This window comes from Sulfitobacter noctilucae (assembly GCF_000622365.1).
Taxonomy (GTDB): Bacteria; Pseudomonadota; Alphaproteobacteria; order Rhodobacterales; family Rhodobacteraceae; genus Sulfitobacter; species Sulfitobacter noctilucae.
On sequence record NZ_JASC01000002.1, the window covers coordinates 160,126 to 185,035 of the forward strand.

Here is a 24,910-nt window from a genome sequence, read left to right on the forward strand (position 1 = left end):
ATCCCTGCCTACCCATTAACCAAGTGGTAAGTGGAGAAAGCAAGGATGGTATCCTGCGCCTATACGGTGGCATTCCAAGGGGTCGAGGCGCGGATGGTCGAGGTGCAATGCGCCGTGACCGCAGGCCTGCCGAGTTTTTCCATCGTCGGCCTGCCGGACAAAGCTGTGTCGGAAGCGCGGGACCGGGTGCGCACGGCACTGACCTCCATGGCGATTGCACTGCCGTCGAAACGGATCACGATCAACCTCAGCCCGGCGGACCTGCCAAAGGAAGGCAGCCACTTTGATTTACCGATTGCCTTCGCCCTGTTGGCCGCGCTCGACATCCTGCCAGATGATGTAACCCGCAGCGTAGTCGCATTAGGCGAGCTATCACTGGACGGGACATTGGTGCCTGTGGTCGGCGCTTTACCCGCCGCGATGGCTGCCGCCGCGCAGGATCGCAGCCTGCTCTGCCCGCAAGGCTCGGGGGCCGAAGCGGCCTGGGTCGGGGCCACGCAAGTGATCGCCGCTGCCTCTTTGGGCGATGTGGTGCGCCATTACACGGGGCAGACGCCGTTGGCCCCCGCAACACCGGGCGAGGTCACGCTGGATCCCACAGGCCGCGACCTGCGCGAGGTCAAGGGACAGGAACGCGCCAAACGCGCCCTCGAAATCGCCGCCGCAGGTCGGCACCACCTGATGTTTGTCGGCACGCCGGGGTCCGGCAAGAGCATGCTCGCGGCCCGCCTGCCCACAATCTTGCCGCCGCTCACTCCGACCGAAGCGCTTGAAACCTCTATGATCCATTCGCTGGCCGGACTGCTGGACGAAGGCGGTATCAGCCGGGCGCGTCCGTTTCGCGAACCGCATCACACCGCCTCAATGGCTGCGATCATCGGGGGGGGCCGGCAAGCCAAACCGGGAGAGGTGAGCCTTGCGCACAACGGCGTGCTGTTCATGGACGAATTCCCGGAATTCCCGCGCACCGTGTTGGAAACGCTGCGCCAACCGATCGAGACGGGCGAAGTGATGATCGCGCGGGCGAATGCCCATGTGAAATATCCATGTAAATTCATGCTGGTGGCCGCTGCGAACCCCTGCAAATGCGGCTATCTGCCTGATCCTGCGCGGGCCTGTGCGCGGGTGCCGCAATGTGGCGAAGACTATATGGGGCGCATCTCAGGCCCGCTGATGGACCGGTTCGACCTGCGCGTTGATGTGCCGCCGGTGGCCTTTACCGACCTTGATCTGCCGGCCAGCGGTGCCGGCTCGGCGCAGGTCGCCGCGCGGGTGGCCGAGGCGCGCGCGGTGCAATTGGCGCGGTTCGACGGGCGTTCGGGGCTCAGCGTCAATGCGGACGCGCAGGGCGATGTGCTGGAGGAAATCGCAACCCCGGATGCCGATGCCCGCGATCTGTTGAACCGCGTGGCAGAGCGATTTCATCTGTCTGCACGGGGCTATCACAGGGTGATCCGGGTCGCGCGAACCATCGCCGACCTGGATGGATCGGAAGACGTGCGCAAACCCCACATCGCAGAAGCGGTCAGCTTTCGGGTGGCGAGCCCAGTTCATGAGTGATCCAGCCCGCAAGCTCGTCAAGACTGGCTCGCGCTTCGGGCAATATGTTGTGAAACAACGGCCAGACATGGGGCAAATCATGCTTCTCCGCGTATTGAACGCGCCGGCCAGCCGCTTGCAGGACAGACACCATCCGCCGCGCATCATCGCGCAGGATCTCTGTATCCCCGGCCGTGATCCAGACAGGCGGCGCATCTGAAAAATCGCCACGGAGCGGGCTGATCAAAGGGCTGTCCGGCGCTTGGCCTGCAAGATACATTTGCGTCATCTCATGAGCGCGGGTGGCGGGCAGAACCGCTTCTTTATTGGCATTCTCGACCAGACTGTCGCCGCTGAACGTCATATCGGTCAAAGGGGAAAAGCAGAAAACTCCCGCTGGCAAATCGGCTTTCTCGTGGATCAATCGGGCCAGCAGCGACAAGGCCAATGCGCCACCAGCACTGTCCCCGCCGATGATAATTTGTCCAGGTTCAACACCGCTGCGCAGCAAACTGCCCCAGGCTGTCCACATATCGTCGATGGCAGCGGGATAAGGCGCTTCGGGCGCGCGGCGGTAGCGCGGCAAAATGGCTCTGGCACCGGTGCGCCGGCAAAGTTGCGCCAGCATCGCTGCATGTGTGCGCGGAGACCCGAAAACGAACCCGCCGCCGTGGGCATAAAGGATAACGGTATCACTGCTCAACTGGCGCGGTACAACTTCCAACACCTCCACCCGGCGTTGGTCCTGTTCCATGACCTGCCACTGCATCTGCGTCCCGCGTGGCGGATGAAACAAAAGCCGCGCGTTCAGTTCCAGCCTACGGCGCAGCGCGTCCGCACCCTTGGCGCGCGCCATCATCGGCTTTTCGACACCACGCAGCCAGCGGTTCAGAAGGCGGGCACGCAAGCTCATCAGAGTTTACCTTCGATGGCCTCCCAGATGCGCCCGGCGATGTTCACATCATTAAAACGCTCCAATTCCTGAATGCCAGTAGGGGAGGTGACATTGATTTCTGTCAGGTAGTCACCAATGACGTCAATGCCGACAAAGACCTGCCCTTTTTCCTTGAGCAGCGGCCCGATGGCGGCGCAAATCTCCTGATCCCGTTCAGTCAGGCCGACCTTTTCGGGACGACCGCCCACATGCATGTTCGAACGGGTTTCCCCTTCGGCAGGGACGCGGTTGATGGCACCCACGGCCTCGCCGTCCACCAGAATGACGCGCTTGTCGCCCTTGGAGACAGCCGGCAGAAATTTCTGCACGATCAGTGGCTCGCGGGAGAAACCGGTGAAAAGTTCGTGGAGCGAGGTCAGGTTGCGGTCGTTGGCATCAAGGCGGAAAACACCGGCACCGCCATTTCCGTAAAGGGGTTTGAGTATGACATCGCCATGTTTGGCCTTGAACGCCTTGATGGTATCCAGATCGCGCGCGATTGTGGTCGGCGGGGTCAGATCGGGGAAGTCAAGTACCATCAGTTTTTCGGGATAATTCCGCACCCAGAACGGATCATTCACAACAAGCGCCTGGTCCTTCAGCCGGTCCAGCAAATGTGTCGACGTGATGTAATGCATGTCGAAAGGCGGATCTTGCCGCAGCCAGATCACATCGAAATCTGCCAAATTTACTTCGCGTTCATCACCAAGCTGCGCATGATCGCCCTGCACGCGCTGGACCGAGAAATCATGGCCGCGGGCAGTTATGCGGCCTTCCTGATAGGCGAGCTTGTCAGGAGAATAAAAGAACAGGCTATGCCCACGAAGCTGTGCTTCTTCGGCAAGCCGAAAGCTGCTGTCCGCGTTGATGTTTACGTCCCCGATCGGGTCCATCTGAAAGGCAATTTTCATGGGCGTTTCCTTGCTGCTTGTCTCTTAGATGGCGCAGCAGGGTGCCAGGTGCAATGGGTCAGCCGTGACCGAAAGCGTTTTCAATGATCTGCATGTCGCCTGTTCCATCGACCAAGGCGACGTCGAAACGGACATTTGTCAGACTGCCAAGAGGCTGCGTGCCAAGAAATTCTTCAGCCGAGGCATAGATCCGCTGCATCTGCCGTGGAGAGAGGCTTTCCGCCGCGCGCGCAATGCTGCGGCTTTGTTTTACTTCGACAAATACCAGACCCGTTCCGTCCTGCAGGATGAGGTCGATCTCGCCGCCAGAACCCCGCCAACGTCGGCGTGCAACAGCAAAGCCGCGCCGCTCGTAATCTTGAGCAATACGGTGTTCTGCCGCCAAACCCGCGTGAAAAGCCGTGCGTCCCCGGTGATGCCGGTCATTCGGTTTTGTCATCCTCATTCTTCCCCAATGCCAATGCCCGTTGATAAACCTGTCTGCGCGGTAGATCATGGGCCTGTGCCACCATATCGGCGGCGTCACGCACCGACATTTCCGTAAGGGCGCGGCGCAGGGACGAATCTATGTCGGCTTCCTTAACAATCTCTGAATGGCTGCGGTCAACAAGGACCACAATTTCGCCTTTAGGCGTTTGATTGGCGTAAACCTCGGCCAGTTCGGCCAATGTGCCACGGCGCACTTCTTCGAACTTCTTGGTCAATTCGCGGCAAACGGCGGCCTCTCGGGCCTCTCCAAGCACCTTGGCTGCGTCTCGCAGCATGGCCGCCAACCGTTTGGGTGATTCGTAAAACACCAAAGTGCCTGCCGCAGCACCCAGTTTCTCCAATGCAGCACAGCGGGCCGCTTTGGCATTCGGCAAAAAGCCTGCAAAAAAGAACGCGTCCGTGGGCAGGCCTCCAATGGCCAGTGCCGTCAGTACGGCGGATGGTCCCGGTGCGCAGGTTACAGGGATCTCTTCGCGCGCGGCTAGACGGCCCAGTTCGAACCCCGGATCAGCGATCAAAGGCATGCCGGCCTCAGACGCATAGGCCACCGATTGCCCGTCTTTTACCGCCGCAACCAACCGTTGTGCGATGGCATCACCGCTATGATCATGCAGGGCTACGATACGCCGGTTGCCCAGCGGCACGCCATGGATATCCATCAATTTGCGCAAGGACCGCGTATCCTCGGCCGCCAGCACATCTGCCGAAGCAAGGGTATCCAGTGCCCGCAGCGTGATATCGCGGGCTGTGCCTATAGGCACACCCACAAAGTATAATCCTGCCGAGAGCGGCACCATTTGATAATTCACGCTGGACCCGCCTTTCGCACCCTCTATGATTATAACCGAGTGATCGGGTGCCCTGACATCCGATAAACCACCTGGGGAGTGAGTTACAGATGATTGCTATTTTCGATGCTGGCCGCAAGAAGCTGCGGTTGTTGCTTTTGCCTTTTGTTCTGATGGCGATCACTGCCTGTGATCCGGCGGCCCTGGGCGGGCTGTCATCCACCGGCGGGCCAAAGATTGATGCGAACGCGGCTGTGCCCGTGGCCCTTCTGGTGCCGCGTGGCGGGTCGCAAAGCGACAATCTGCTGGCGGCAAACCTGGAAAACGCCGCGCGGATGGCGATCCGTGATCTGGACGGTGTCAAAATCGATCTTCGCGTTTATGGCACGGGCGGCAATGCCGCAACCGCTGCAACAATGGCCTCGCAGGCTGTCAGCGAAGGGGCAAAAATCATTCTTGGTCCGGTCTACGGCGAAGCCGCGAACAGCGCAGGCGTGGCTGTGGCCTCTTCGGGCGTGAACGTCCTGGCTTTCTCGAACAACCCTACTATTGCCGGCGGGAACGTCTTTGTCCTAGGGCCAACCTTCGCCAATACAGCCAACCGGCTGGTGAACTATGGCAAGCGCAACGGCAAGGACAAGATCGTCATCCTGCATGCGAATGACGTGGCCGGCCAACTGGGACGCAATGCCATCCAGCAAGCAATTTCGGCCAATGGTGCCACGCTCGCAGGATCGGTCGACTATGCGCTGAGTCAGGAATCTGTCGTGGCCGCAGTGCCGCGTGTCAAAAGTCTGGTCGACAGCAGCGGGGCCAATGCGGTCTTTATGACCACGTCCTCCGCCAGCGCGCTGCCGTTGTTTGCGGAAATGCTGCCCAGCGCAGGTGTACGCCCCTCCTCCACGCAATATATCGGCCTGACCCGCTGGGACATTCCTGCACAGACGCTTTCCTTGCCCGGCGTGCAGGGCGGTTGGTTTGCTTTGCCTGATCCCGGTGCCAGCGCTGCCTTTGGCTCAAAGTACCGCGCCGCATACGGGAAGGAACCGCATCCCTTGGCTGGCCTCGCTTTTGACGGGATCGCGGCCATCGGGGCGCTGGTCAAGTCGCGCAAGTCCGATGCCTTGACCGGCGGCGCATTGACACAAGGGGCGGGCTTTCGCGGTGCCTCCGGCGTTTTCCGTCTGCGTCGGGACGGCACCAACGAACGGGGCCTTGCTGTGGCGACAATCCGCAACAACAGTGTGGTCGTACTTGAAGGCGCGCCTCAGGCCTTTGGCGGCGCCGGCTTCTGATCTTGGGCAAAGCCGCAGTATTGAACCCGACATCAGGCGTGGCTGAAGAGCCTCGCCTGATTTGTGCGCCAGAGGAGATATTTGACGCTCCCGTTATTGCGCAAAAGATTACTGACGCCATCGGTGATCTGCCACCGGCAGAGGCGCGCACGGCCGTGGTCGACATCCTCCGCGACGCCCAGCGAATCGGACGCGATGCTATTGCAACGGCGTTTGCCGCGAAGCCCTTTGATGCGGGCGGCATGACGCGGGCTTATACCTATCTGACAGATCACCTGGTACGCACCACATTGGATTTCGCCGCACAAAAGCTGCACCCGAAGCCGAACCCGACAGAGGGTGAGCGGCTGGCCGTTATTGGCGTGGGGGGCTATGGCCGGGGCGAAATGGCGCCCTTTTCGGATGTCGATCTGCTGTTTCTTATCCCGTACAAAGCCACCGCCTGGTCCGAGAGCGTTGTCGAAAGCATGCTCTACATGCTTTGGGATCTGAAGCTGAAGGTCGGGCATTCCACACGGACGATCAAGGATTGCATTCGTCTGGGTGCCGAGGATTTCACCATCCAGACCGCTATGCTGGAACACCGGCTAATCACCGGCGATGCGGCGCTGGCGCAGGATCTGCGCGAGGCGCTTGATGCAAACCTTTTTTCCGGCACCGGCACTGATTTCATCGAAGCCAAACTGGACGAGCGCGATCGCCGACACGTCAAGCAGGGCCAACGCTATGTGGTCGAGCCGAATGTGAAAGAAGGCAAAGGCGGGCTGCGCGACCTTCATTCGCTGTTCTGGATTGCCAAATACATCTACAAGGTCAACCGCGCCGCCGAGCTGGTCGATCGTGGAGTCTTTCGTGCCGATGAGTTCGAGACCTTTCGCGCGGCTCAGTCGTTTTTGTGGGCGGTGCGCGGGCATCTGCATCTGCTATCCAACCGGGCAACTGAACAGCTGGCATTCGACATGCAGGTGCAGGTGGCGCAGGCGATGGGCTACAAAGACACCGCCGGGCGTCGGGGTGTTGAGGTTTTCATGCAGGCCTACTTTCGCCACGCCACCGCTGTGGGCGACCTGACCCGCATTTTCCTGACCGGGCTAGAGGCCATTCATCTAAAACCGGAACCCCTGTTGGAGCGGATCTTTCGCCGCCGGCCACGGGTGAAAGCCGGCTACGAGGTGGTGCACAATCGCCTGGCTATCGTCGATGACACGGCGTTTCTTGACGACAAGCTGAACCTGCTGCGTATCTTCGAGGAAGCCTTGCGGACGGGCATGTTGATCCACCCCAATGCGATGCGTCTGATCAAGGCCAACCTGCATCTGATCGACAATGAGGTGCGGACTGCACCCGAAGCACGGCGTATTTTCTATGACCTGTTGCTGAAACACGGCAACCCAGAACGCGCTTTGCGTCGCATGAATGAATTGAACATGCTGTCTGCGTTCATTCCCGAATTCGAACCCATCGTCGCGATGATGCAGTTCAATATGTACCACAGCTATACGGTGGACGAGCACACGATCCAGACCATCGCCAATCTTGCGATGATCGAGAAACACGAGCTTGAGGAAGAGCTGCCTGTCGCCTCTTCGATCCTCAGTCGCGGCGTGAACCGCAAGATTCTCTATACGGCACTGCTGCTGCATGACATCGGCAAGGGCCGGTCGGAGGATCATTCGATCCTCGGGGCCAAGATTGTGCGGGCCGTGGCACCGCGACTGGGGCTGAAGCAGGAAGAAGTTGATACGGTGGAATGGCTTGTGCGCTATCACCTGCTGATGTCCGATATGGCGCAAAAGCGCGATATTGCCGATCCGCGCACAGTGCGCGACTTTGCCAAAGCGGTGCAAACGGTCAAGCGGCTTGACCTGCTCTGTGTCCTGACCGTCTGCGACATTCGCGGGGTTGGGCCGAACACCTGGAACAACTGGAAAGCGGCGCTGATCCGCGGGCTTTATCGTCAGACCAAGCGGGCGCTGGAAACCGGTCTGGAAGACCTGAACCGCGCCAACCGGGGGGCTGAAGCCAAGAAGGCGCTGCGCGAGGCGCTGTCGGACTGGCCACGCAAGGCACTGACGACAGAGACCGGACGCCATTACGACCCTTATTGGCAGGGTTTGCATGTGACGGCGCATGTCGCATTCGCCGAACTACTGCGCGACATCGGCACCGAGGATGTGCGGATTGATCTGCACCCTGATGAGGACCGCGATGCCACGCGGGCCTGTTTTGTCATGCCGGACCATCATGGCATCTTCGCCCGACTTGCAGGGGCGCTGGCCCTGGTGGGGGCAAACGTCGTTGATGCCCGCAGCTATACGACCAAAGACGGCTATGTCACCGATGCTTTCTGGATACAGGATTTTGAAGGCAACGCCTTTGAAGCCTCCAAGCTGCCCCGGATGCGTTCGATGATCATCAAGACCCTGCGTGGCGAGGTGATCGCCCGTGACGCGCTGAAATCCCGCGACAAGGTCAAGAAACGCGAACGCGCATTCAGGGTGCCGACGCATATCACATTCGATAACGATGGATCGGAGATCTACACGATCATCGAAGTGGATACCCGCGACCGTCCTGGCCTGCTTTATGATCTGACGCGCAGTCTGGCCGACAGCAATGTCTATATCGCCAATGCCGTCATCGCGACCTATGGCGAACAGGTGGTCGATACCTTCTACGTCAAGGATATGTTCGGCCTGAAATACTATACGGAAAGTAAACAGCGGACGCTCGAAAAGCGTCTGCGACAGGCGATTGCTGATGGGGTAGAACGGGCAGCAGAATGACCGCTGCCCGTCTTTGGATGCTAGAGGCCAATGAACAGATCAGCCAAGGCAATCCACAAAGGAATGCTCAGGATCGCAACAGGCGTGCCCAATCCTGTTGAGGCCCCGACATAGGCCGAAGGGTTGGCCTCTGGCAGAGCACCGCGCATGGTGGGCGGGCCGGAGATGTCCGAACTGGACGCCGCCATCACAGACAAAAGCACCACGCCACCAGCGGAGAAGCCGGTCAGATGATGCGCCAACAGTCCCGCACTAAACCCGAGTAAACCATGGATTAAAGGTGCGCCAAGACCGTAAAGCACATAGGCCCCGGCCACTTTGCGCAACTCTGACAGCCGCGACCAAGCCTCCATGCCCATCACCAGCATCAGGATGGACAGCAGACCTTTGAACAGCGGCTCGTAAAAGCTGTGGTAGACTGTCTCGGGCCGCCCCAGTACGCCGATGACGATGCCCAGTACCAGCGCCGAGATTGCTGGACTTTGGAAGGTATCGCGTGAGATATCCCTGATGATCTGCCCGTCAAAGCTTGCACTTGTGCCTGACGTGCCGCCTCCTATCATCATTGTGCCGTCAGAAGATGTCGAGACGGTCTTGCGGGCCACCGATATCCGCGCCAGCACAATCGCCGTGACCAATGCCGCGATATCCATGAAGGGATACAGCGCGCCGATAAAACCCTCATAGGCGATCTGCTCCGCGTCGAGCATCGCCATGCCCGCAGCCAGCGTCGATGCCGAAACCGCGCCGAATACACCTGCTGTCGCCATTCCGTCCATCTGTGACACACCACGCCACCGCGCCAGAGTGCCAGAGCCGATCAGGACGATCCCGATGCCGACCGTTGCGGCCAGGATTGCGGGCACGGCAAGTGCGACCAGATCCGCTTCGCGTACCGAAATGCCGGCACCCAAACCAACCTTGAGCAAGAGGACCATGACGACAAATTTATAAACCGGCGTCGGAACCTCCAGTTTGCTGCCGCAGGCGGCCAGCATCATGCCCCCGATCAAGAACGCCAGCGTTGGCTTTTGCACCTGCGCCACCACGGTGCCAATAACGTCCCAGACTATTTCCATCGCCTCATTCCCCTGTTTGCAGTCCAGCGGGGTATGTCGGAGGTAGCGGAAGAATAAAAATATATCTTTATTGCGGTTACGTTCTATAAAGTAGAACGATGGACAATCTGAACTATCATCACCTGCGTTATTTTCGCGAGGTTGCCCATGATGGCAACCTGACCCGCACTGCTGAGCGCTTGAACCTATCACAATCGGCACTGTCGGCGCAGATCAAGACGTTGGAGGCGCGGCTGGGCCATCCGCTTTTTGACCGGATCGAGCGGCGTCTTGTGCTGACGGAGGTGGGACGGATCGCATTGGATCATGCCGACCGTATCTTTGGCACCGGGGCGGAGCTTCTTGCCACATTGGCGCAGGCTGGCGAAACCGCAACTCCCTTGCGCATTGGCGCATTGTCGACGCTGTCACGTAACTTCCAACTGCGGTTCATCGCACCATTGCTCGCGAACCCTGATGTCACATTGACCCTGCGCTCTGGCAGCGCGGCAGAGCTTTTTGACCATCTGACCTCGCTCGCGCTTGACGTGGTGTTGACGACCGACCGCCCCACAGCCGCTCAGGGTCCTGACCTGATTGCACGCCGTATTGACGAGCAGGCAGTGGGGCTGCACGGCCACCCCGACCGGATGCGGCACGACAGTCTTGAGGCGCTTCTGACGCATGAGCCGTTGATCGTTCCGGCCGGCGGTTCCATCCGCAGTGATTTCGACAGCCTGACCGAACATCTGGGAATCACACCGCAGATCAAGGCCGAGGTTGATGACATGGCGATGGTGCGCCTGCTGACCCGCGCCGATGCCGGCGTTGCCCTTGCCCCCGCCATCGTATTGGAAGGCGAGATCGCCCAAGGGATGCTCCAAACCGCGCTCTTTGATCTGCCTCTGGTCGAAAGCTTCTATGCGGTCACGCCGCGCCGCAGCTTTCCGCACCGGGCCTTGGCGGGCCTGCTCGCACCGTGATCCAGATTGCGCGGCCCTGCGCTCCGCGCTAGGACTGGCCGCAACGCCAAGCAGAAAGCACCCCATGAAACCCATCCGCCTGATGTCCGGCTTTTTCACCGTGGGTGTCTGGACCCTGCTTAGCCGCGTGTTGGGGTTTGCACGCGAGGCGATGCTGATCGGGCTGATCGGCCCCGGCCCGGTGATGGACGCCTTCGTCGCCGCCTTCCGCTTGCCCAATATGTTCCGCCGCTTTTTCGCCGAAGGTGCGTTCAACGCGGCTTTCGTGCCCATGTTCTCCAAAAAGTTCGAGGGTGAAGAGGGGGCCGGGGCTTTCGCGCAGGATGCGTTCAACGGACTGGCGTTAGTTGTCTTGATTCTCGTGGCGCTGGGAATGATCTTCATGCCCGGTTTCGTCTGGCTGACCGCCGAGGGTTTTGCAGGCGACGCGCGTTTTGACATGACTGTGGGCTATGGCCGCATCGTCTTTCCCTACATCCTGTGCATGTCACTTGCCGCGCTGTTTTCCGGCATTCTGAACGCCACGGGCCGCTTTGCAGTTGCGGCCGCGGCCCCCGTTTTGCTGAATATCTTCGTGATTGCTGCAATGCTGGCAGGTGCCTTTCTGGGCGGCGCGGTGATCGACTGGCTGGTCTGGTCTATCCCCGTTGCAGGCGTAGCGCAGCTGGCGCTGACTTGGCGCGCTGCGGCACAGGCGGGCTTTGCCCTACGGCCTGCTCTGCCGCGCTGGACACCCGAGATGAAAGCGATGATCGTCATCGCCCTGCCCGCTGCGATGGCATCGGGCGTGATGCAGATCAATCTGGTGGTCGGCCAACTGGTGGCCAGCCAGTATGACAAGGCTGTCTCATGGCTCTTTGCCGCGGACCGGCTGTACCAGCTCCCTTTGGGTGTTGTCGGGATCGCCGTGGGCATCGTGCTGTTGCCTGACCTGTCGCGGCGCCTGCGAGCGGGTGATGATACGGGCGCACGCTTTGCGCTTAGCCGTGCGGGCGAAATCTCGCTGGCGCTTACGATTCCGTCTGCCGTGGCGCTGATGGTGGTGCCGCAGACACTGGTCTCGGTGCTTTTTGAACGGGGCGCGTCTACGGTCGATGACACCGCTGCCATCGCTGCCGCCGTCGCGGTCTACGGCCTTGGCCTGCCTGCTTTTGTGCTACAGAAGGTAATGCAGCCGGTCTACTTTGCCCGCGAAAACACCCGCCGCCCGTTTCATTATGCCATCGTGGCCATGGTGGTGAATGTGGTGCTGGCCGTTGGTCTTGCGCCATTCGTCGGCTGGATTGCACCCGCCATCGCCACCACGGTCGCAGGCTGGACGATGGTCGCCTGCCTCGCTCTGGGTGCGCGCCAGTATGGCACCGCCGTGCGCTTTGATGACCGTTTCCGCAAACGCATCTGGCGCATCGTCGCGGCGGCCCTGGTCATGGGAGTTGCACTGAAGTTCGGCAATGCAGCGCTTGAGACTTTGCTGAACACGCCCTGGTGGCGTGGCTTGGGCCTCATCCTCCTGATCGCGCTTGGTGCCGTCAGCTTCTTCGGCGCAGCACAGGCGTTCGGCGGTCTTTACCTGTCAGAGGTCAAAGCGTCCCTGCGCCGCAAGTAAAGCACGCGCCTCTGCTTCACCCTTTTCCAAATACCCGACACACCGCCAGCTTCGCCTAACGCCGTCTGAGACTGTCGCGCACCCGTGCCCATTCGCCGGGCGCAAATAGAAAACACAGACCGAAGCCTACGAAAAAGCCGATCAGCTCGGCCACCCATTGGGTGCCAACCTCAAAGAAGATGCCCCAGATCAGCTGGATGCCCATCAGGAACGCGATCAGGGAGAAGGCACGGTATTGCTGCGCACCCGTGCCTGCCAACTGCCGCCACATCACAAAAGAATAGCCGCCAATCAGACCGTAGACATTGGGGTAGGCCCCGACCAACCAGGAGGGATCGTTCAGGAGAGCCGCATAGAGCACTGCACCCAGAACCCCGGACACAACAAAGATCACACCAAAGACCACCGGGCCCATCGCTTCGGCCACCAGCTTGCCCAGCGCCAAAAGCAGAACCATCGCAAAAAGTGCGTGGGTGAACCCCAAATGGATGAACGGATAGGTAAAGGCGCGTATGACCTCCCAGAATGGCCACTGCCCGTTGGCTAGCATCCAGTCAAAAATCTGGCCTGAGAACCCGTAGTCCCGGATCAGGCCCAGCCGCCACCCCACAGCCCCCGGACCGCCGAAAATACCGGCCTCGCCCAGTGACAGCCCTGCCTCGACGCTTGCGATCGCCAGAAAGACCAGTGTGACGATCGGTGGCAGCGGATTGATGGGGGGTTCGAAATCGGGGTCCTGCATGGGCGCTCCTTGACTGCGGCAGGCCCTAGAGTTACGCCGCAAGTGCCCGTTAATCCAGCCCTCCGAGGTATGACATGTCCGATCCCAAATTCACCCCGCGCGTTTTCTCCGGTATCCAGCCATCCGGCGGTCTGACGCTGGGGAATTATCTGGGTGCGATCAAACGTTTTGTCACGATGCAGGACGAAGCATTCGAGACGGTTTATTGCATGGTCGATATGCATGCGATGACCGTCTGGCAGGACCCCAAGGATCTGGCGCACAATACCCGCGAGCTGGCCGCAGGCTTTATCGCTTCGGGCGTATCGCCGGAGAAATCCATCCTGATCAACCAGTCCCAGGTCCCCGAACATGCGCAGCTCGGCTGGATTTTCAATTGCGTGGCCCGCATGGGCTGGATGGGCCGCATGACACAGTTCAAGGACAAGGCCGGTAAGAACACCGAGAATGTATCGCTGGGCCTCTTCGCCTATCCTGCGCTGATGGCGGCCGACATCCTTGTCTATCACGCGACCCATGTGCCGGTGGGCGAGGACCAGAAACAGCATCTTGAGCTGACCCGCGACATCGCGGCCAAGTTCAATCACGACTACGGGGTTGATTTCTTCCCGATGACCGAGCCGGTGATCGAGGGTGCCGCGACGCGTGTGATGTCCTTGCGGGACGGCTCCAAGAAGATGTCAAAGTCCGATCCGTCGGATGCCAGCCGCATCAACATGACCGATGACGCCGATGCCATCGCCAAGAAAATCCGCAAAGCCAAGACCGACCCCGATGCCCTGCCCTCCGAGGTGGATGGTCTCAAGGACCGGCCAGAGGCGCGCAATCTGGTGAACATCTATGCAGGCCTGAACGAGCAGTCGGTCGAAGAGGTGTTGCGTGATGTGGGCGGACAACAGTTCGGCACGTTCAAGCCGGCTTTGGCCGAGCTTGCGGTCGCCAAACTCTCGCCCATCTCGACCGAGATGGCGCGGCTTATGGCTGACCCCGCCGAGATTGACCGTATTCTTGCAAGAGGTGCCGGTCAGGCCCGTGAGATCGCAACGCCGATCCTGAAGAAAACCTATGAGATCGTGGGCATGGTTGGCTAAGCCAGCCCGTCAAAGGCTGTGGTGCCCTGCCAAAGCTCCCTTCTTTTGGTCTTATGGACAAACCTGAAGCACTGCGCCACCTTCGGCGCATTGCAAGAAAGGACATCACATGAGCACGGGATTTTTCTGGGACGAACGCTGTTTCTGGCATGCGGGCGGGAATTACGCTTTTACGATGCATATCGGCGGACTGGTGCAGCCCTTGGCCGCTGGCGGTATCCCCGAAAACCCTGAAACCAAGCGGCGGTTAAAGAACCTGATGGATGTGACCGGCCTGACTGCCGAGCTTGCGATGCAGGGCGCCCCCGCTGCGACGCGCGAGATGCTGGAGCGGGTGCATCCGGTGTCCTATCTCGATGCTTTCAAAGCCATGTCCGACGCAGGCGGCGGAGAGATCGGGCATCATGCACCCTTTGCCAGCGGCGGCTACGAGATTGCCGCTGTGTCCGCCGGGCTGGCGGTGGGCGCGGTGGATGCTGTGGCCTCTGGGACCCTCGACAATGCCTATGCGCTCAGCCGCCCGCCCGGGCACCACTGCGAAGCGGATGGCCCTGCGGGTTTCTGCCTGCTCGCCAATATCGCGATTGCCATTGAGGCCGCGCGCGCCAAGGGGTTGGTCAAACGTGTGGCGGTGGTGGATTGGGATGTGCACCATGGCAACGGCACCGAGGCGATTTTCTATGACCGCGACGAAGTGCTGACCCTCTCGATGCATCAGGACGGCAATTACCCCATCACCTCTGGTGCTTTGAAAGATCGAGGGCGCGGTGCAGGCGAGGGTTATAACATCAACCTCCCGATGCACGCGGGCTCTGGCCACAATGCCTATCTACACGCAATGGACCGCGTCGTGATCCCCGCGCTTGAAGCCTACAAGCCCGATATGATCATCGTCGCCTGTGGCTATGACGCGGCGGTGGTGGACCCGCTGGCGCGGATGCAGGCGATGGCCGAGACCTTTGGAGTGATGACAACGCGCATCAAAGATGCGGCAGAACGGCTCTGCGACGGCAAGCTGGTGCTGGTGCATGAGGGCGGCTATTCCGAAGTCTATGTGCCGTTTTGCGGCCATGCCACGCTGACCGCTTTGTCAGGCAGCCGCATTGAAGCGCCTGATCCGATGGCCCCCGGCTTGAAACCGCGCCAGCCTTCCCCCACCTTTGATGCATTCCTACGCCAGTCAATCGACGATATGGCCCTGCAACTGGAGCTTTGATCTAATGCCAGAGTTGAACGCGCAAGCGTTACATTTCCTGCAAACCCGCCGCTCGCGGCCCGCCAAGACTTTGGGCCAGCCAGTGCCGGACAGACTGGCGCTGGAGCCGCTACTGACGGCTGCGGCCCGTACGCCGGACCACGGCAAGCTGGAGCCCTGGCGTTTTATCGTCGTGGAAAAGCCTGCGATGGCGCGGTTGGCCGATGTGGCAGAGGCCCGCGGTGTGGCCTTGGGATTGGATGCCGAACAAATTGCCAAAGGGCGCAATCAATTCGACACCGGTAATCTTGCAGTGGTTGTGGTTGAGGTTCAAAAGCCCTCGGCCAAGATACCGGCGCTGGAACAGACGTATTCCGCCGGTGCGGTCTGTTTGGCGCTGCTGAATGCGGCGCTTGCAGCTGGATGGGGCGCCAACTGGCTTAGCGGTTGGGCCAGCCATGACCGTGGGTTCATGGAAGAGGGTTTGGGCCTTGCCCCGCACGAATGCATCGCTGGACTGATCCACATCGGCACCGAAACCGCCGCCCCGCCAGAGCGCCCGCGCCCGGATATCCAAGGGATCACCACGTGGCTATCGGACTGATCTTTCGGTCATTTATACTGGCTGTCAGCCAGCTTTCCGATCCGCGCTTTCGCCGGGTCTTTGCCCTTGGCGTAGTGCTGTCTTTGGTGTTGTTGATCGGCTTTACCGCCGGTTTTGCAGGATTCACCGACTGGATCACACCTGAAGAAGTCTGGCTGCCTGTCTTGGGCGAAGTCACATGGATTGATGATTTGCTATCCTGGGGCGCGGTGTTCTTGCTGCTGTTTTTGTCGATATTTCTGATGATACCCGTCGCTTCTACCATCACATCCATGTTTCTGGATGAAGTGGCAGATGCGGTCGAAGTCGCGCACTTTCCCCAACTGCCAGCGCCCCAGTCGGTGTCCTGGGGGGATGCGATCCGTGATACGGTGAACTTCTTTGGCGTTCTGGTGGCGGCAAACCTCGTGGCCATCGTCCTATATATCTTCCTTGCACCATTGGCCCTGTTCATCTTTTGGGGACTGAACGGATTTTTGCTGGGCCGGGAATATTTCACCATGGTCGCGATCCGGCGCGTTGGCCGGACAGAGGCAAAGCAGCTCAGGGCGAAATTCAGCGGCACGATCTGGGTCGCGGGTGTGCTGATGGCGATGCCGTTGTCAGTGCCGCTGTTGAACCTATTGGTTCCGATTATCGGCGCTGCAACATTTACTCATCTATTTCACGGCCTGACCACGCGCCAGCTCTAAACAGGCTTTCCACATCATCAACGCTGATCCATTCCGACAGGATCACCGTGGCCGCGATGGCCCAAAGGATCGCCGCAACAACGGTGGTCCAGAACGCTTTCTTGCGCAGGTGGTGATGTTCGGGAGATCCGGCATGGGTGCCGGGTACGATGTCGTTCAAATCACCCTGGGTTTGCACACGGATCGGCAGCGCGATCAGGAAACACATCGCCCATATGACCGCATAGAGAACCAGCCCTGATACAACACCCATTGTTCAGACCTGCTCAAGCTCGACCAAGGCACCGTTAAAGTCCTTAGGATGCAGAAAAAGCACAGGCTTGCCATGCGCGCCAATTTTGGGCTCTCCGGTGCCCAGCACGCGTGCGCCGGTGGATTTCAGATGGTCGCGGGCCGCGATGATATCGTCGACTTCGTAGCAGATGTGATGAATGCCGCCCGCCGGGTTTTTCTCGAGAAAGCCGTTGATCGGGCTGTCATCACCCAAGGGATACAGCAGTTCAATCTTGGTGTTTGGCAGTTCGATAAAGATCACCGTCACACCGTGGTCGGGTTCGTCCTGGGGGGCCCCAACGTTGGCACCCAATGCGTTGCGATATTGATCTGCGGCGGCCTCAAGGTCAGGCACGGCAATGGCAACATGGTTCAATCTTCCGATCATCGGGACAGCTCCTCGGGCTTGCAAGTATCAGCCCGGTTATGGCGTTCAGAAACCCGAAGGGCAATGCGTCACGTTAACTCCCTGTTAGCCACCCTTGGGTAACGATAGGGCTCTGCAACCTGGAGGCTATGATGGATACGAATGACCCTTTCGCGGCAAATATCCCCGCGCCAACTGCCGCGCGCCCGCTACTGGGGCTGACCGTCCTTGTCGTGGAAGACAGCCGTTTCGCTTGCGAAGCAATGCGCCTTTTATGCCTGCGCTCTGGTGCGCGAATCAGACGGGCGGATTGCTTGCGGTCGGCCCGGCGGCACTTTCGGGTGTATCGCCCTTCGGTTGTGATCATCGACCTTGGGCTGCCAGACGGCAATGGTGCCGAATTGATCGAAGAACTGAATGAGGCAAGCCCCCGTGTGGAGGGTATTCTTGCCATCTCCGGTGACCGTCATCTTGAAGCTGCAGCGATGGCTGCAGGGGCGGACGGGTTTATGGAGAAACCAATCCTGTCGCTTGGCGAGTTTCAGGAGAAGATTTTGGCGATGCTGCCTCCCGAACGACACCCCAAAGGACCACGGCAGGTGGATAATTCAGCCATTCTGCCGGACAGGCTCGCCTACCGTGATGATATGGCCCATATCGCGGATGTACTGGATGAGCAGATAACGGAACATATCCTCGACTATGTCGCGCAATTCCTAAGCGGTGTCGCCCGTTCAGCTGGTGACAGGGTGTTGGAGGACGCAGCCAAGGCGCTGGCAGAAAAGCGGGCGATGGGCAAGACCGCCGCATCTGAAACCGCAAAGATTGCCGGCTTGATCCAGAACCGACTGTCCGAGAGCGTTGCGATCTAGGGACGTGGAAAATAGTCGTATGAGGTAAAAGAGCGACTGCGCGCCTGTCCCCTCTGCTTCAAATGCGCCCGAGCCAACGTGCCTACATCCTAGCGGACCACTAAGGATCAAGTGCGGGGTCGCTTGAGACCCGAACAAGCCGGGTCAGATCGCCCAGACGCTCGCGCTGTTGGCCTTTTGCATCAAAATTACTGGGGGCCAACCATGCCTCAAAGGCTTCTTTCAACGCGGGCCATTCCGCATCAATAATGGCGAACCATGCGGTATCGCGGTTGCGTCCTTTAACGACCGCCGCTTGGCGGAACACCCCTTCAAAACTGAACCCAAGTCGCTGAGCAGCTACGCGGGAGGGCAGGTTGAGGGCATTACACTTCCATTCATACCGCCGGTAGCCCGCATCAAAGGCCCACTTCATCATCAGATACATCGCCTCAGTCGACGCACGGGTGCGCTGCAACGAGGGGCTATAGCTGATAAAACCAACCTCGATAGATCCCGCATCGGGGCTGACGCGCAGAAAGCTAGCCACACCCTCCCACTGATCGGTTTCCAGATTGCGTATAGCAAGAAAGTAAGGGTCCGGCTTGCCCTCATGATCGCGCACCCACCTATGGTACTGCGCCGCCGAGGAAAACGGGCCGTTCGGCATATAATCCCAAATCTCGTCGTGACCTGCATAGGCACGATACAAGAGTGCTGCGTGTTCTTCGGCAGAAAGCGGGGCGAGTTCTGCGAAACTTCCGCGAAGCCGGATTTTGTCCGGTGCCGGCGGCGGCGTCCAGTGGGGCAACAAAGCGCCAAGCGGACGCGAAGAGGATTTATCCTGGGTCATCAAACCACGTTAGGGCCAAGTTTACGCCGCGCCAAGCCCTTAAAATACAACACAAGTTGCAAGAATTATCCCCGTTCTGAACGCAGGCACCGCATAAATCCGCCACACAAATATAGGATGATCTGGGCAGAGCAAGGCACCCCCTGCCTGCAGAGGAGAGACAAAATGATGACCACAAAGCTCAAGCGTTTTTGCAAAGACACATCCGGCGCCGTCACGGTCGACTGGATTGTATTGACCGCAGCCGTGGTGGCCCTCGCGGCGATGACGGTGACCGTTTTGCAGTCCGGATCGGAAGGCCTGGCAGAAAACACCGGCGATTTTATGATTGATCAAAATTTCTTTTGATCAGAGCGGTTAGCGCAGCAAACCCGGATCCGAGCCCATTTGCAGACCGGGAAAGACGCTTGTTTCAAGGGTACTGCGGTCAAGGCCCGTCAGCCCGCGCATGATCCATGCCGCAGGTGCGCGTACATCGGCGGTCGGCATCAAATCACGCTCTTGGTACAGGTTTGCCGGGTCAAGGCCCGGCCAGCGCCCCATTACCTGCCCGCCACGCACCGCACCACCGGCCATGACCATCAGCCCGGCTGTGCCATGATCCGTCCCGCCTGTGCCGTTTTCCCGCGCCGTCCGTCCAAATTCCGTCATCGCGATCACAGCCGTCTTGCCCCAGACATCCGCGCCCACGCCGCTGCGCAAAGTCAGCAGAGTTTCGGATAGCTGTTGCAAGCTACGAGGCAGCGACCGGTCCTGCCGCCGATGCGTGTCCCATCCATTCAGGGAAAAGGCCGCAATGCGGGCCGAACCGCGCAAACGATCGGCGGCAAACCTTGCGACTTTCTGATGAGCCCTCCCCCCGCCTCCGCCCGGCGCAGTGGAGTCTGACAGCATCTGGGCTTCTGCGACTGCGGCATGCAGGGCCGGGTCGTCTTCCATCACCAATTCGGCAAGACGCAGGGCGGCGGGGCTGAGCGTGAGACGCGCATCAGGCGCCCAATTGGCCACCGCCGCATCACCGTTCAGCACACGGATATCATTATTCCCAATGGCATAGGCGGTATCGGCCCGCACATCGGGCATCACCTGTAACATCCGGTTCAACCATCCCCCCCGCGCAAATGCGCCGCGTGGATCAGTGCCGGCTTCCAGTATGTCCTGCCCGTCGAAATGGCTGCGCTTGTCCCGATAAGGAGTCGAGACAGCGTGGAAAAACCCTAGCTCTTCGCGCTGCCAAAGCGGCATCAACGGCGCAAGTGCGGGGTGCAACTGGAAGTAGCCGTCGAGATCGAGACCGAGATTTGCCGCAGCCAAAGTCGGACGCAAGGCGGCATAGGCCGGATCACCCACGGGGCGCACGACATCCAGCCCGTCCATCCCGCCGCGCAGGATGATCACGACCAGCCGTGCGTCCCAGGCGGCAGCAGCGAAGGTAACGGGCGTGGCCAGCGGGCTGGCAGCAAGCGAACATCCGATGAACGCGCTGCGGGCAAGGAAGTCTCGGCGTGAAATCATGGGTCTCTCTTTCATCGGCGTTGAAACGCGGGAGAAGACAGGATGAGGCCAACCGCCACTGCACGGTTCTCGGCGGCCTGTGCGGCAAAGCGCACCGGCTTTGGCACACGGCCGCCCAGCGCATGATCAACGAACGTGCGGGGATCGGGCAGGTTTTGCATCAACCGGCTTGGCACGGTCATCGCCCAGTCCATCCGCGCCGATATGCCCTGCGGTGTGATCCAGGCGGCGTCGGCCTCATCGAAACCGTCGGGACCACCGGGCGCGTACCACGGTTGCCCCATGCGCCTGAGAGGGCGGAAAAAGTGTTTGCGCACGTCAGAAAGACGCAGCTTTTCGAGCGCATCTGCGCCGATACCCAGCGTTCGCAAGCTGGCGCTGACGAACTCATCCGGCGTACGGATATTGGGCGCGGTGGTGTCCCATGCGTCGGGGTGATTCAGCAAAGTAGCTGTGCAGGCCATTAGGTCGCCATCCGTATCAAGAAAGGCTTGGGTCACATGGGCGACCAAAGCCTTGCTTGGGGTATCGGACACAAAATGCACGCAAATCTTACGCGCCAGATGCGCTGCTGTGGCGGGATGATGGGCCAGATCGGTGAGCACATCGCGGATGTGATCCATACTGGGCTTGGCGCCATAGGTGGCACCCAACACCGTCTCGCCCCCCGGTTCGGCCATTGCAGAGCGGAATTTGAACCCCCAGTCGCGGGTCGCCCCAAGGCCGGTGAAAAGCTCGGCCAATTCGCGTACGTCTTGCTGGGTGTATGGCCCACCCGCGCCCAAGGTGTGCAATTCCAGCACTTCGCGCGCGAGGTTTTCGTTGAGACCGCGCACGCGGTCGTTGCGCCGGGCCAACCGGCTGTTCGGACCGGCAGAGGCGTTCTGATCGAGATAATGCAACATCAGCGGATGGGTCACGCAGGCGATCAGCATATCGGCAAAGCGGCCAGCGACATGCGGCCGAATGGTTTCATCCACGTAGGCGGGGTTCGCGTGGCTGAGGAGCAGGTTTTTGCCCCGTGCAGTGAAATGATCCGCCCAGAAAGCCACGAGGCGTTCGCGCAGACCATCGCGGGTGCTGATGCGGCGCAGCTGATGGCGGATGAACCACTGCGCATGTTCCTCGCGGGCTTCGCGGCGGATGTTCTGCGCTTTCTCGGCCGCGCTCTTACCTTCTTTGCTGTCCGGGTTGGCGCGCCCGAACCGCTGAAACCTGCGCCATAGAACGAAGGTGTCCTGTATGTGCCGGAAGGGCGGCAGGGGATATTCTGCCTGCGCGTGGTCAGGTCCGGCCAGCGCTGCCAACATGGTATCTAAAGATTCTGGGCCGCGCAGACCGATGCTGTGTCCATAACCGAAGCGGTGTTCTGCGAGGATAGGATCAAAGGACAAAGGGAAACCTGTGTTACAGTCTTGGTCCCCTCTCATATAGGCGATCTTGGGCAGTGTTTCATCACTGCAATCGGTCGAACGCTATATTCCGCCCGTCGATCTGGAACCTGCATTGGCACTGCCGCGTTTTACCAGATATATTTCAAAGGAAATCTCATGCCCAATATTTATGACGCCATCAAAGCCGATCACGACAATCATCGCGCTCTGCTGAACGAGCTTGCCGATACCAGCGGTAACAGCAGCAAGCGGCAGGAGGCCTGGGACAGCTTTTATCACGATGTGAAATCCCATGCCGCCGCCGAAGAAGAGACGTTTTATTCCAAGCTGATCTCGAAGACCTGGGGTCAGGATGCGGCGCGCCATTCGGTGCACGAGCATCAGCAACTGGACGATTTGATGGAAGAATTGAACGACATGGATATGTCATCATCGGGCTGGCTGACGAAGTTCAAAACCCTCAAGCATGATTACGAACATCACATGGATGAGGAAGAGGATGAGGTATTCACCCGCGCCAAAGAGGTCATCGAAGACAGCGAAATCGAAGGCTATGGTTCACGGTTCGAAGCGCGCAAAAAAGAAGAGCGCGGGCTGATCGAAGAGAAGAAGGAAGACAGTCTCGAAGACTGAAAAGAAAGGGCCGCATCAGAGCGGCCCTTTTTATTTACTCTTGCGGAATGACGCGCAGGCCCAATTCCATCAACTGATCCGACGTCGGATCGTTGGGGGCATTCATCATCAGGTCTTCAGCGCGCTGGTTCATCGGGAAGAGGATGACCTCGCGGATGTTGTTTTCGTTGGCCAGCAGCATGACGATCCGGTCGATGCCCGCCGCGCACCCACCGTGGGGTGGCGCGCCATATTGGAAGGCGTTGACCATGCCGCCGAAACGCTTGCGCACCTCGTCTTCGCCGTAGCCAGCGATCTCGAATGCCTTGAACATGATCTCTGGCTTGTGGTTCCGGATGGCACCCGACACCAGTTCGTAGCCGTTGCACGACAGATCATACTGATAGCCCAGCACTTCCAGCGGATCACCCTGAAGCACCTCCATCCCGCCTTGCGGCATGGAGAACGGGTTGTGTTCAAAGTCGATCTTGCCGGTTTCTTCGTCCTTTTCGTAGATCGGGAAATCGACGATCCAGGCAAAAGCGAAACGGTCCTGATCGGTCAGGCCCAGCTCTTCGCCGATGATGTTGCGGGCACGGCCTGCGATGGCCTCGAATGCCTTGGGCTTGCCACCGAGGAAGAACGCAGCATCGCCGATGCCAAGACCCAGTTGCTGGCGGATGGCCTCAGTGCGCTCTGGTCCGATGTTTTTGGCCAGTGGACCTGCCGCTTCCATGCCGCCTTCGACTTCGCCTGACTTCAGTTTGGCCTGCGCTTCCTTGACCGGGATGCCCATCTCCTGGGCCACGGCATCAGCGGTCTTTTCACGCCAGAAGATATAGCCCATGCCGGGCAGACCTTCCTTTTGGGCGAAGGCGTTCATCCGGTCACAGAATTTGCGGCTGCCGCCCTTGGGTGCGGGAATGGCGCGGACCTGCGTACCTTCCTGCTCCAGCAGTTTGGAAAAGATCGCAAAACCGGAGCCTGCGAAATGCTCGCTGACCACCTGCATCTTGATCGGGTTGCGCAGGTCGGGCTTGTCAGAGCCATACCACAATGCCGCGTCTTTATAGGAAATCTGTGGCCACTCCTGATCGACTTTCCGGCCGCCGCCAAATTCTTCAAAGATGCCGCCGATGACCGGCTGGATCGTGTCGAAGACATCCTGCTGGGTGACAAAGGACATCTCCAAGTCGAGCTGGTAGAAATCGGTGGGCGAGCGGTCCGCACGGGGGTCTTCATCGCGGAAACAGGGCGCGATCTGGAAATATTTGTCAAAGCCCGACACCATCAGCAGCTGCTTGAACTGCTGCGGGGCCTGCGGCAGGGCATAGAATTTGCCGGGATGCAGACGCGAAGGCACCAGAAAATCGCGCGCGCCTTCGGGTGAGGACGCGGTGATGATCGGGGTCTGGAATTCTTTGAACTGCTTGTCCCACATGCGTTTGCGAATGGACGCGACGACGTCAGACCGCAACACCATGTTTTCCTGCATCTTGTCGCGGCGCAGGTCGAGGTAGCGGTAGCGCAGGCGCGTTTCTTCAGGGTATTCCTGATCGCCAAACACCATCAGCGGCAATTCGGCTGCACTGCCCAGCACTTCCATATCGCGGATAAACACCTCGATCTCGCCTGTGGGGATCTTGCTGTTGATCAGGCTCTCGTCGCGCGGTTTGACCTCGCCATCAATGCGGATACACCATTCAGAGCGAACCTTTTCGACTTCTTTGAACACCGGGCTATCGGGGTCACAAAGCACTTGGGTAATGCCGTAGTGATCACGCAGGTCGATGAACAGCAGGCCCCCGTGGTCGCGCACCCGGTGGACCCAACCGGCAAGACGCACGGTTTCGCCCTTATTTGAGAGGTTCAGATCGGCGCAGGTATGGGTGCGATAGGCGTGCATGAGCGGTCCCTTTCGAGGGCTGGATTTGTTGGCGCAGGTACACCTTTTGGCGGCGGGGAAGTCAAGGGTAGGTGCAGAAATCCAGGCAATGCGTGGCGCAGCGGTCCGCTGCGGGGATCAGCAGACCTTGATCGTCGGGATACCGGCCACGATCTTGCCGCCATGAGCGGTGCTGTCACCGATCCGCATCACGCCTTTGCCGTTGATCTTGACCTTCGACGATCCCTTTTTGTGTTTGTCCGGGCCGGGCAACCCCGTGCAAAGCGCTGCCCCGCCCTCAACGGCCCAAGGGATACCGTTGAATTTCACATGGCTTTGCCCCGCAGTGATGACAGGCCCTCCCACATGCGGGCGCGGACCAGAGGCAACCTTGGGGCAGACATGCATCATGCCGACGACGGCGAGGGGTTTGCTCATGTGACTGGC

At 59.7% G+C, this 24,910-nt stretch carries 25 protein-coding genes; 12 read left to right on the forward strand and 13 right to left on the reverse strand.

The genetic code is table 11. From position 1 onward, the window contains the following. Window positions 1-45: 45 nt before the first annotated feature. A complete protein-coding gene (locus tag Z945_RS0101945) occupies window positions 46-1,560 on the forward strand; it encodes a YifB family Mg chelatase-like AAA ATPase (protein ID WP_025050439.1) in 1,515 nt (504 codons plus the stop codon). On the opposite strand, the gene Z945_RS0101950 is transcribed toward Z945_RS0101945, so the two are convergent. The 4 genes from Z945_RS0101950 to rsmI are packed head-to-tail and all read right to left on the reverse strand — an operon-like array spanning window position 1,526 to window position 4,682. After that, the gene (locus Z945_RS0101950) at window positions 1,526-2,452 is read right to left on the reverse strand and encodes an alpha/beta hydrolase (RefSeq protein ID WP_025050440.1); all 927 of its coding nucleotides are present in this window, start codon (window positions 2,450-2,452) and stop codon (window positions 1,526-1,528) included. The two genes, Z945_RS0101945 and Z945_RS0101950, sit on opposite strands and share 35 nt — an antisense overlap. After that, window positions 2,452-3,384, reverse strand: a complete 933-nt coding sequence (gene gshB, locus Z945_RS0101955) for a glutathione synthase (protein ID WP_025050441.1) — start codon at window positions 3,382-3,384, stop codon at window positions 2,452-2,454. The genes Z945_RS0101950 and gshB overlap by 1 nt, the downstream gene beginning before the upstream one ends. Before the next feature lie 58 nt (window positions 3,385-3,442). Continuing rightward, window positions 3,443-3,823: a YraN family protein gene (locus Z945_RS0101960; RefSeq protein WP_025050442.1), complete on the reverse strand. Its 381-nt coding sequence runs from the start codon at window positions 3,821-3,823 to the stop codon at window positions 3,443-3,445. Continuing rightward, a complete protein-coding gene (rsmI, locus tag Z945_RS0101965) occupies window positions 3,807-4,682 on the reverse strand; it encodes a 16S rRNA (cytidine(1402)-2'-O)-methyltransferase (RefSeq protein WP_025050443.1) in 876 nt (291 codons plus the stop codon). The genes Z945_RS0101960 and rsmI overlap by 17 nt, the downstream gene beginning before the upstream one ends. Window positions 4,683-4,771: 89 nt before the next feature. Here rsmI and Z945_RS0101970 point away from each other — a divergent pair, with 89 nt between their 5' ends. Both Z945_RS0101970 and Z945_RS0101975 read left to right on the forward strand, forming a co-directional pair. Next, the gene (locus Z945_RS0101970; protein WP_025050444.1) at window positions 4,772-5,956 is read left to right on the forward strand and encodes a penicillin-binding protein activator; all 1,185 of its coding nucleotides are present in this window, start codon (window positions 4,772-4,774) and stop codon (window positions 5,954-5,956) included. A 2-nt stretch (window positions 5,957-5,958) separates the two neighbouring features. Continuing rightward, a complete protein-coding gene (locus Z945_RS0101975; RefSeq protein ID WP_152541026.1) occupies window positions 5,959-8,742 on the forward strand; it encodes a [protein-PII] uridylyltransferase in 2,784 nt (927 codons plus the stop codon). A gap of 20 nt (window positions 8,743-8,762) precedes the next feature. Here Z945_RS0101975 and Z945_RS0101980 read toward each other — a convergent pair whose 3' ends face one another. Next, entirely contained in the window at window positions 8,763-9,821 is a 1,059-nt protein-coding gene (locus Z945_RS0101980) for a sodium-dependent bicarbonate transport family permease (RefSeq protein ID WP_025050446.1), read from the reverse strand. A 98-nt stretch (window positions 9,822-9,919) separates the two neighbouring features. Between Z945_RS0101980 and Z945_RS0101985 the strand changes: the two genes are divergently transcribed. Together Z945_RS0101985 and murJ are read left to right on the forward strand one after the other, a co-directional pair. Next, window positions 9,920-10,783, forward strand: a complete 864-nt coding sequence (locus Z945_RS0101985) for a LysR family transcriptional regulator (RefSeq protein WP_025050447.1) — start codon at window positions 9,920-9,922, stop codon at window positions 10,781-10,783. A 64-nt stretch (window positions 10,784-10,847) separates the two neighbouring features. Further along, on the forward strand, window positions 10,848-12,389 hold the full coding sequence (gene murJ / locus Z945_RS0101990) for a murein biosynthesis integral membrane protein MurJ (protein ID WP_025050448.1): 1,542 nt from the start codon (window positions 10,848-10,850) through the stop codon (window positions 12,387-12,389). 55 nt (window positions 12,390-12,444) lie between these two features. Here the strand turns inward: murJ and Z945_RS0101995 are convergent, their stop codons facing one another. Then, entirely contained in the window at window positions 12,445-13,131 is a 687-nt protein-coding gene (locus Z945_RS0101995) for a rhomboid family intramembrane serine protease (protein ID WP_025050449.1), read from the reverse strand. A gap of 74 nt (window positions 13,132-13,205) precedes the next feature. On the opposite strand from Z945_RS0101995, the gene trpS reads away from it, so the two are divergent. The 4 genes from trpS (at window position 13,206) to Z945_RS0102015 (ending at window position 16,713) form a co-directional block, all read left to right on the forward strand. Beyond that, a complete protein-coding gene (gene trpS / locus Z945_RS0102000; protein ID WP_025050450.1) occupies window positions 13,206-14,222 on the forward strand; it encodes a tryptophan--tRNA ligase in 1,017 nt (338 codons plus the stop codon). Window positions 14,223-14,331: 109 nt separating this feature from the next. Next, window positions 14,332-15,438, forward strand: a complete 1,107-nt coding sequence (locus tag Z945_RS0102005) for a class II histone deacetylase (RefSeq protein ID WP_025050451.1) — start codon at window positions 14,332-14,334, stop codon at window positions 15,436-15,438. Between the two features lie 4 nt (window positions 15,439-15,442). Continuing rightward, window positions 15,443-16,021, forward strand: a complete 579-nt coding sequence (locus Z945_RS0102010) for a nitroreductase family protein (RefSeq protein WP_025050452.1) — start codon at window positions 15,443-15,445, stop codon at window positions 16,019-16,021. Next, a complete protein-coding gene (locus tag Z945_RS0102015; protein ID WP_037970285.1) occupies window positions 16,006-16,713 on the forward strand; it encodes an EI24 domain-containing protein in 708 nt (235 codons plus the stop codon). Before Z945_RS0102010 ends, Z945_RS0102015 begins: the two co-directional genes overlap by 16 nt. On the opposite strand, the gene Z945_RS0102020 is transcribed toward Z945_RS0102015, so the two are convergent. Next, a complete protein-coding gene (locus tag Z945_RS0102020; protein ID WP_025050454.1) occupies window positions 16,673-16,966 on the reverse strand; it encodes a DUF1467 family protein in 294 nt (97 codons plus the stop codon). The genes Z945_RS0102015 and Z945_RS0102020 overlap by 41 nt on opposite strands. A 3-nt stretch (window positions 16,967-16,969) precedes the next feature. Next, window positions 16,970-17,374 carry a methylmalonyl-CoA epimerase gene (gene mce, locus Z945_RS0102025; RefSeq protein WP_025050455.1) on the reverse strand — a complete coding sequence of 135 codons (405 nt, stop codon included), beginning with the start codon at window positions 17,372-17,374 and terminating at the stop codon, window positions 16,970-16,972. A gap of 131 nt (window positions 17,375-17,505) precedes the next feature. Here mce and Z945_RS0102030 point away from each other — a divergent pair, with 131 nt between their 5' ends. After that, on the forward strand, window positions 17,506-18,225 hold the full coding sequence (locus tag Z945_RS0102030; RefSeq protein WP_025050456.1) for a response regulator: 720 nt from the start codon (window positions 17,506-17,508) through the stop codon (window positions 18,223-18,225). Between the two features lie 100 nt (window positions 18,226-18,325). Here Z945_RS0102030 and Z945_RS0102035 read toward each other — a convergent pair whose 3' ends face one another. Then, the gene (locus Z945_RS0102035; protein WP_025050457.1) at window positions 18,326-19,057 is read right to left on the reverse strand and encodes a GNAT family N-acetyltransferase; all 732 of its coding nucleotides are present in this window, start codon (window positions 19,055-19,057) and stop codon (window positions 18,326-18,328) included. 168 nt (window positions 19,058-19,225) lie between these two features. Between Z945_RS0102035 and Z945_RS0102040 the strand changes: the two genes are divergently transcribed. Next, window positions 19,226-19,405, forward strand: coding sequence for a hypothetical protein (locus Z945_RS0102040; RefSeq protein ID WP_025050458.1), 180 nt, complete (start codon window positions 19,226-19,228; stop codon window positions 19,403-19,405). A 9-nt stretch (window positions 19,406-19,414) separates the two neighbouring features. On the opposite strand, the gene Z945_RS0102045 is transcribed toward Z945_RS0102040, so the two are convergent. Then, window positions 19,415-20,572 carry a DUF1501 domain-containing protein gene (locus Z945_RS0102045; protein WP_174412321.1) on the reverse strand — a complete coding sequence of 386 codons (1,158 nt, stop codon included), beginning with the start codon at window positions 20,570-20,572 and terminating at the stop codon, window positions 19,415-19,417. A gap of 11 nt (window positions 20,573-20,583) precedes the next feature. Next, on the reverse strand, window positions 20,584-21,966 hold the full coding sequence (locus Z945_RS0102050; RefSeq protein WP_025050460.1) for a DUF1800 domain-containing protein: 1,383 nt from the start codon (window positions 21,964-21,966) through the stop codon (window positions 20,584-20,586). A 156-nt stretch (window positions 21,967-22,122) separates the two neighbouring features. Here Z945_RS0102050 and Z945_RS0102055 point away from each other — a divergent pair, with 156 nt between their 5' ends. Beyond that, entirely contained in the window at window positions 22,123-22,599 is a 477-nt protein-coding gene (locus Z945_RS0102055; RefSeq protein WP_025050461.1) for a hemerythrin domain-containing protein, read from the forward strand. Window positions 22,600-22,633: 34 nt separating this feature from the next. On the opposite strand, the gene aspS is transcribed toward Z945_RS0102055, so the two are convergent. Next, the gene (aspS, locus tag Z945_RS0102060; RefSeq protein WP_025050462.1) at window positions 22,634-24,484 is read right to left on the reverse strand and encodes an aspartate--tRNA ligase; all 1,851 of its coding nucleotides are present in this window, start codon (window positions 24,482-24,484) and stop codon (window positions 22,634-22,636) included. A 117-nt stretch (window positions 24,485-24,601) separates the two neighbouring features. After that, window positions 24,602-24,901, reverse strand: a complete 300-nt coding sequence (locus tag Z945_RS0102065) for a PAAR domain-containing protein (RefSeq protein WP_025050463.1) — start codon at window positions 24,899-24,901, stop codon at window positions 24,602-24,604. Between the last annotated feature and the right edge of the window lie 9 nt (window positions 24,902-24,910).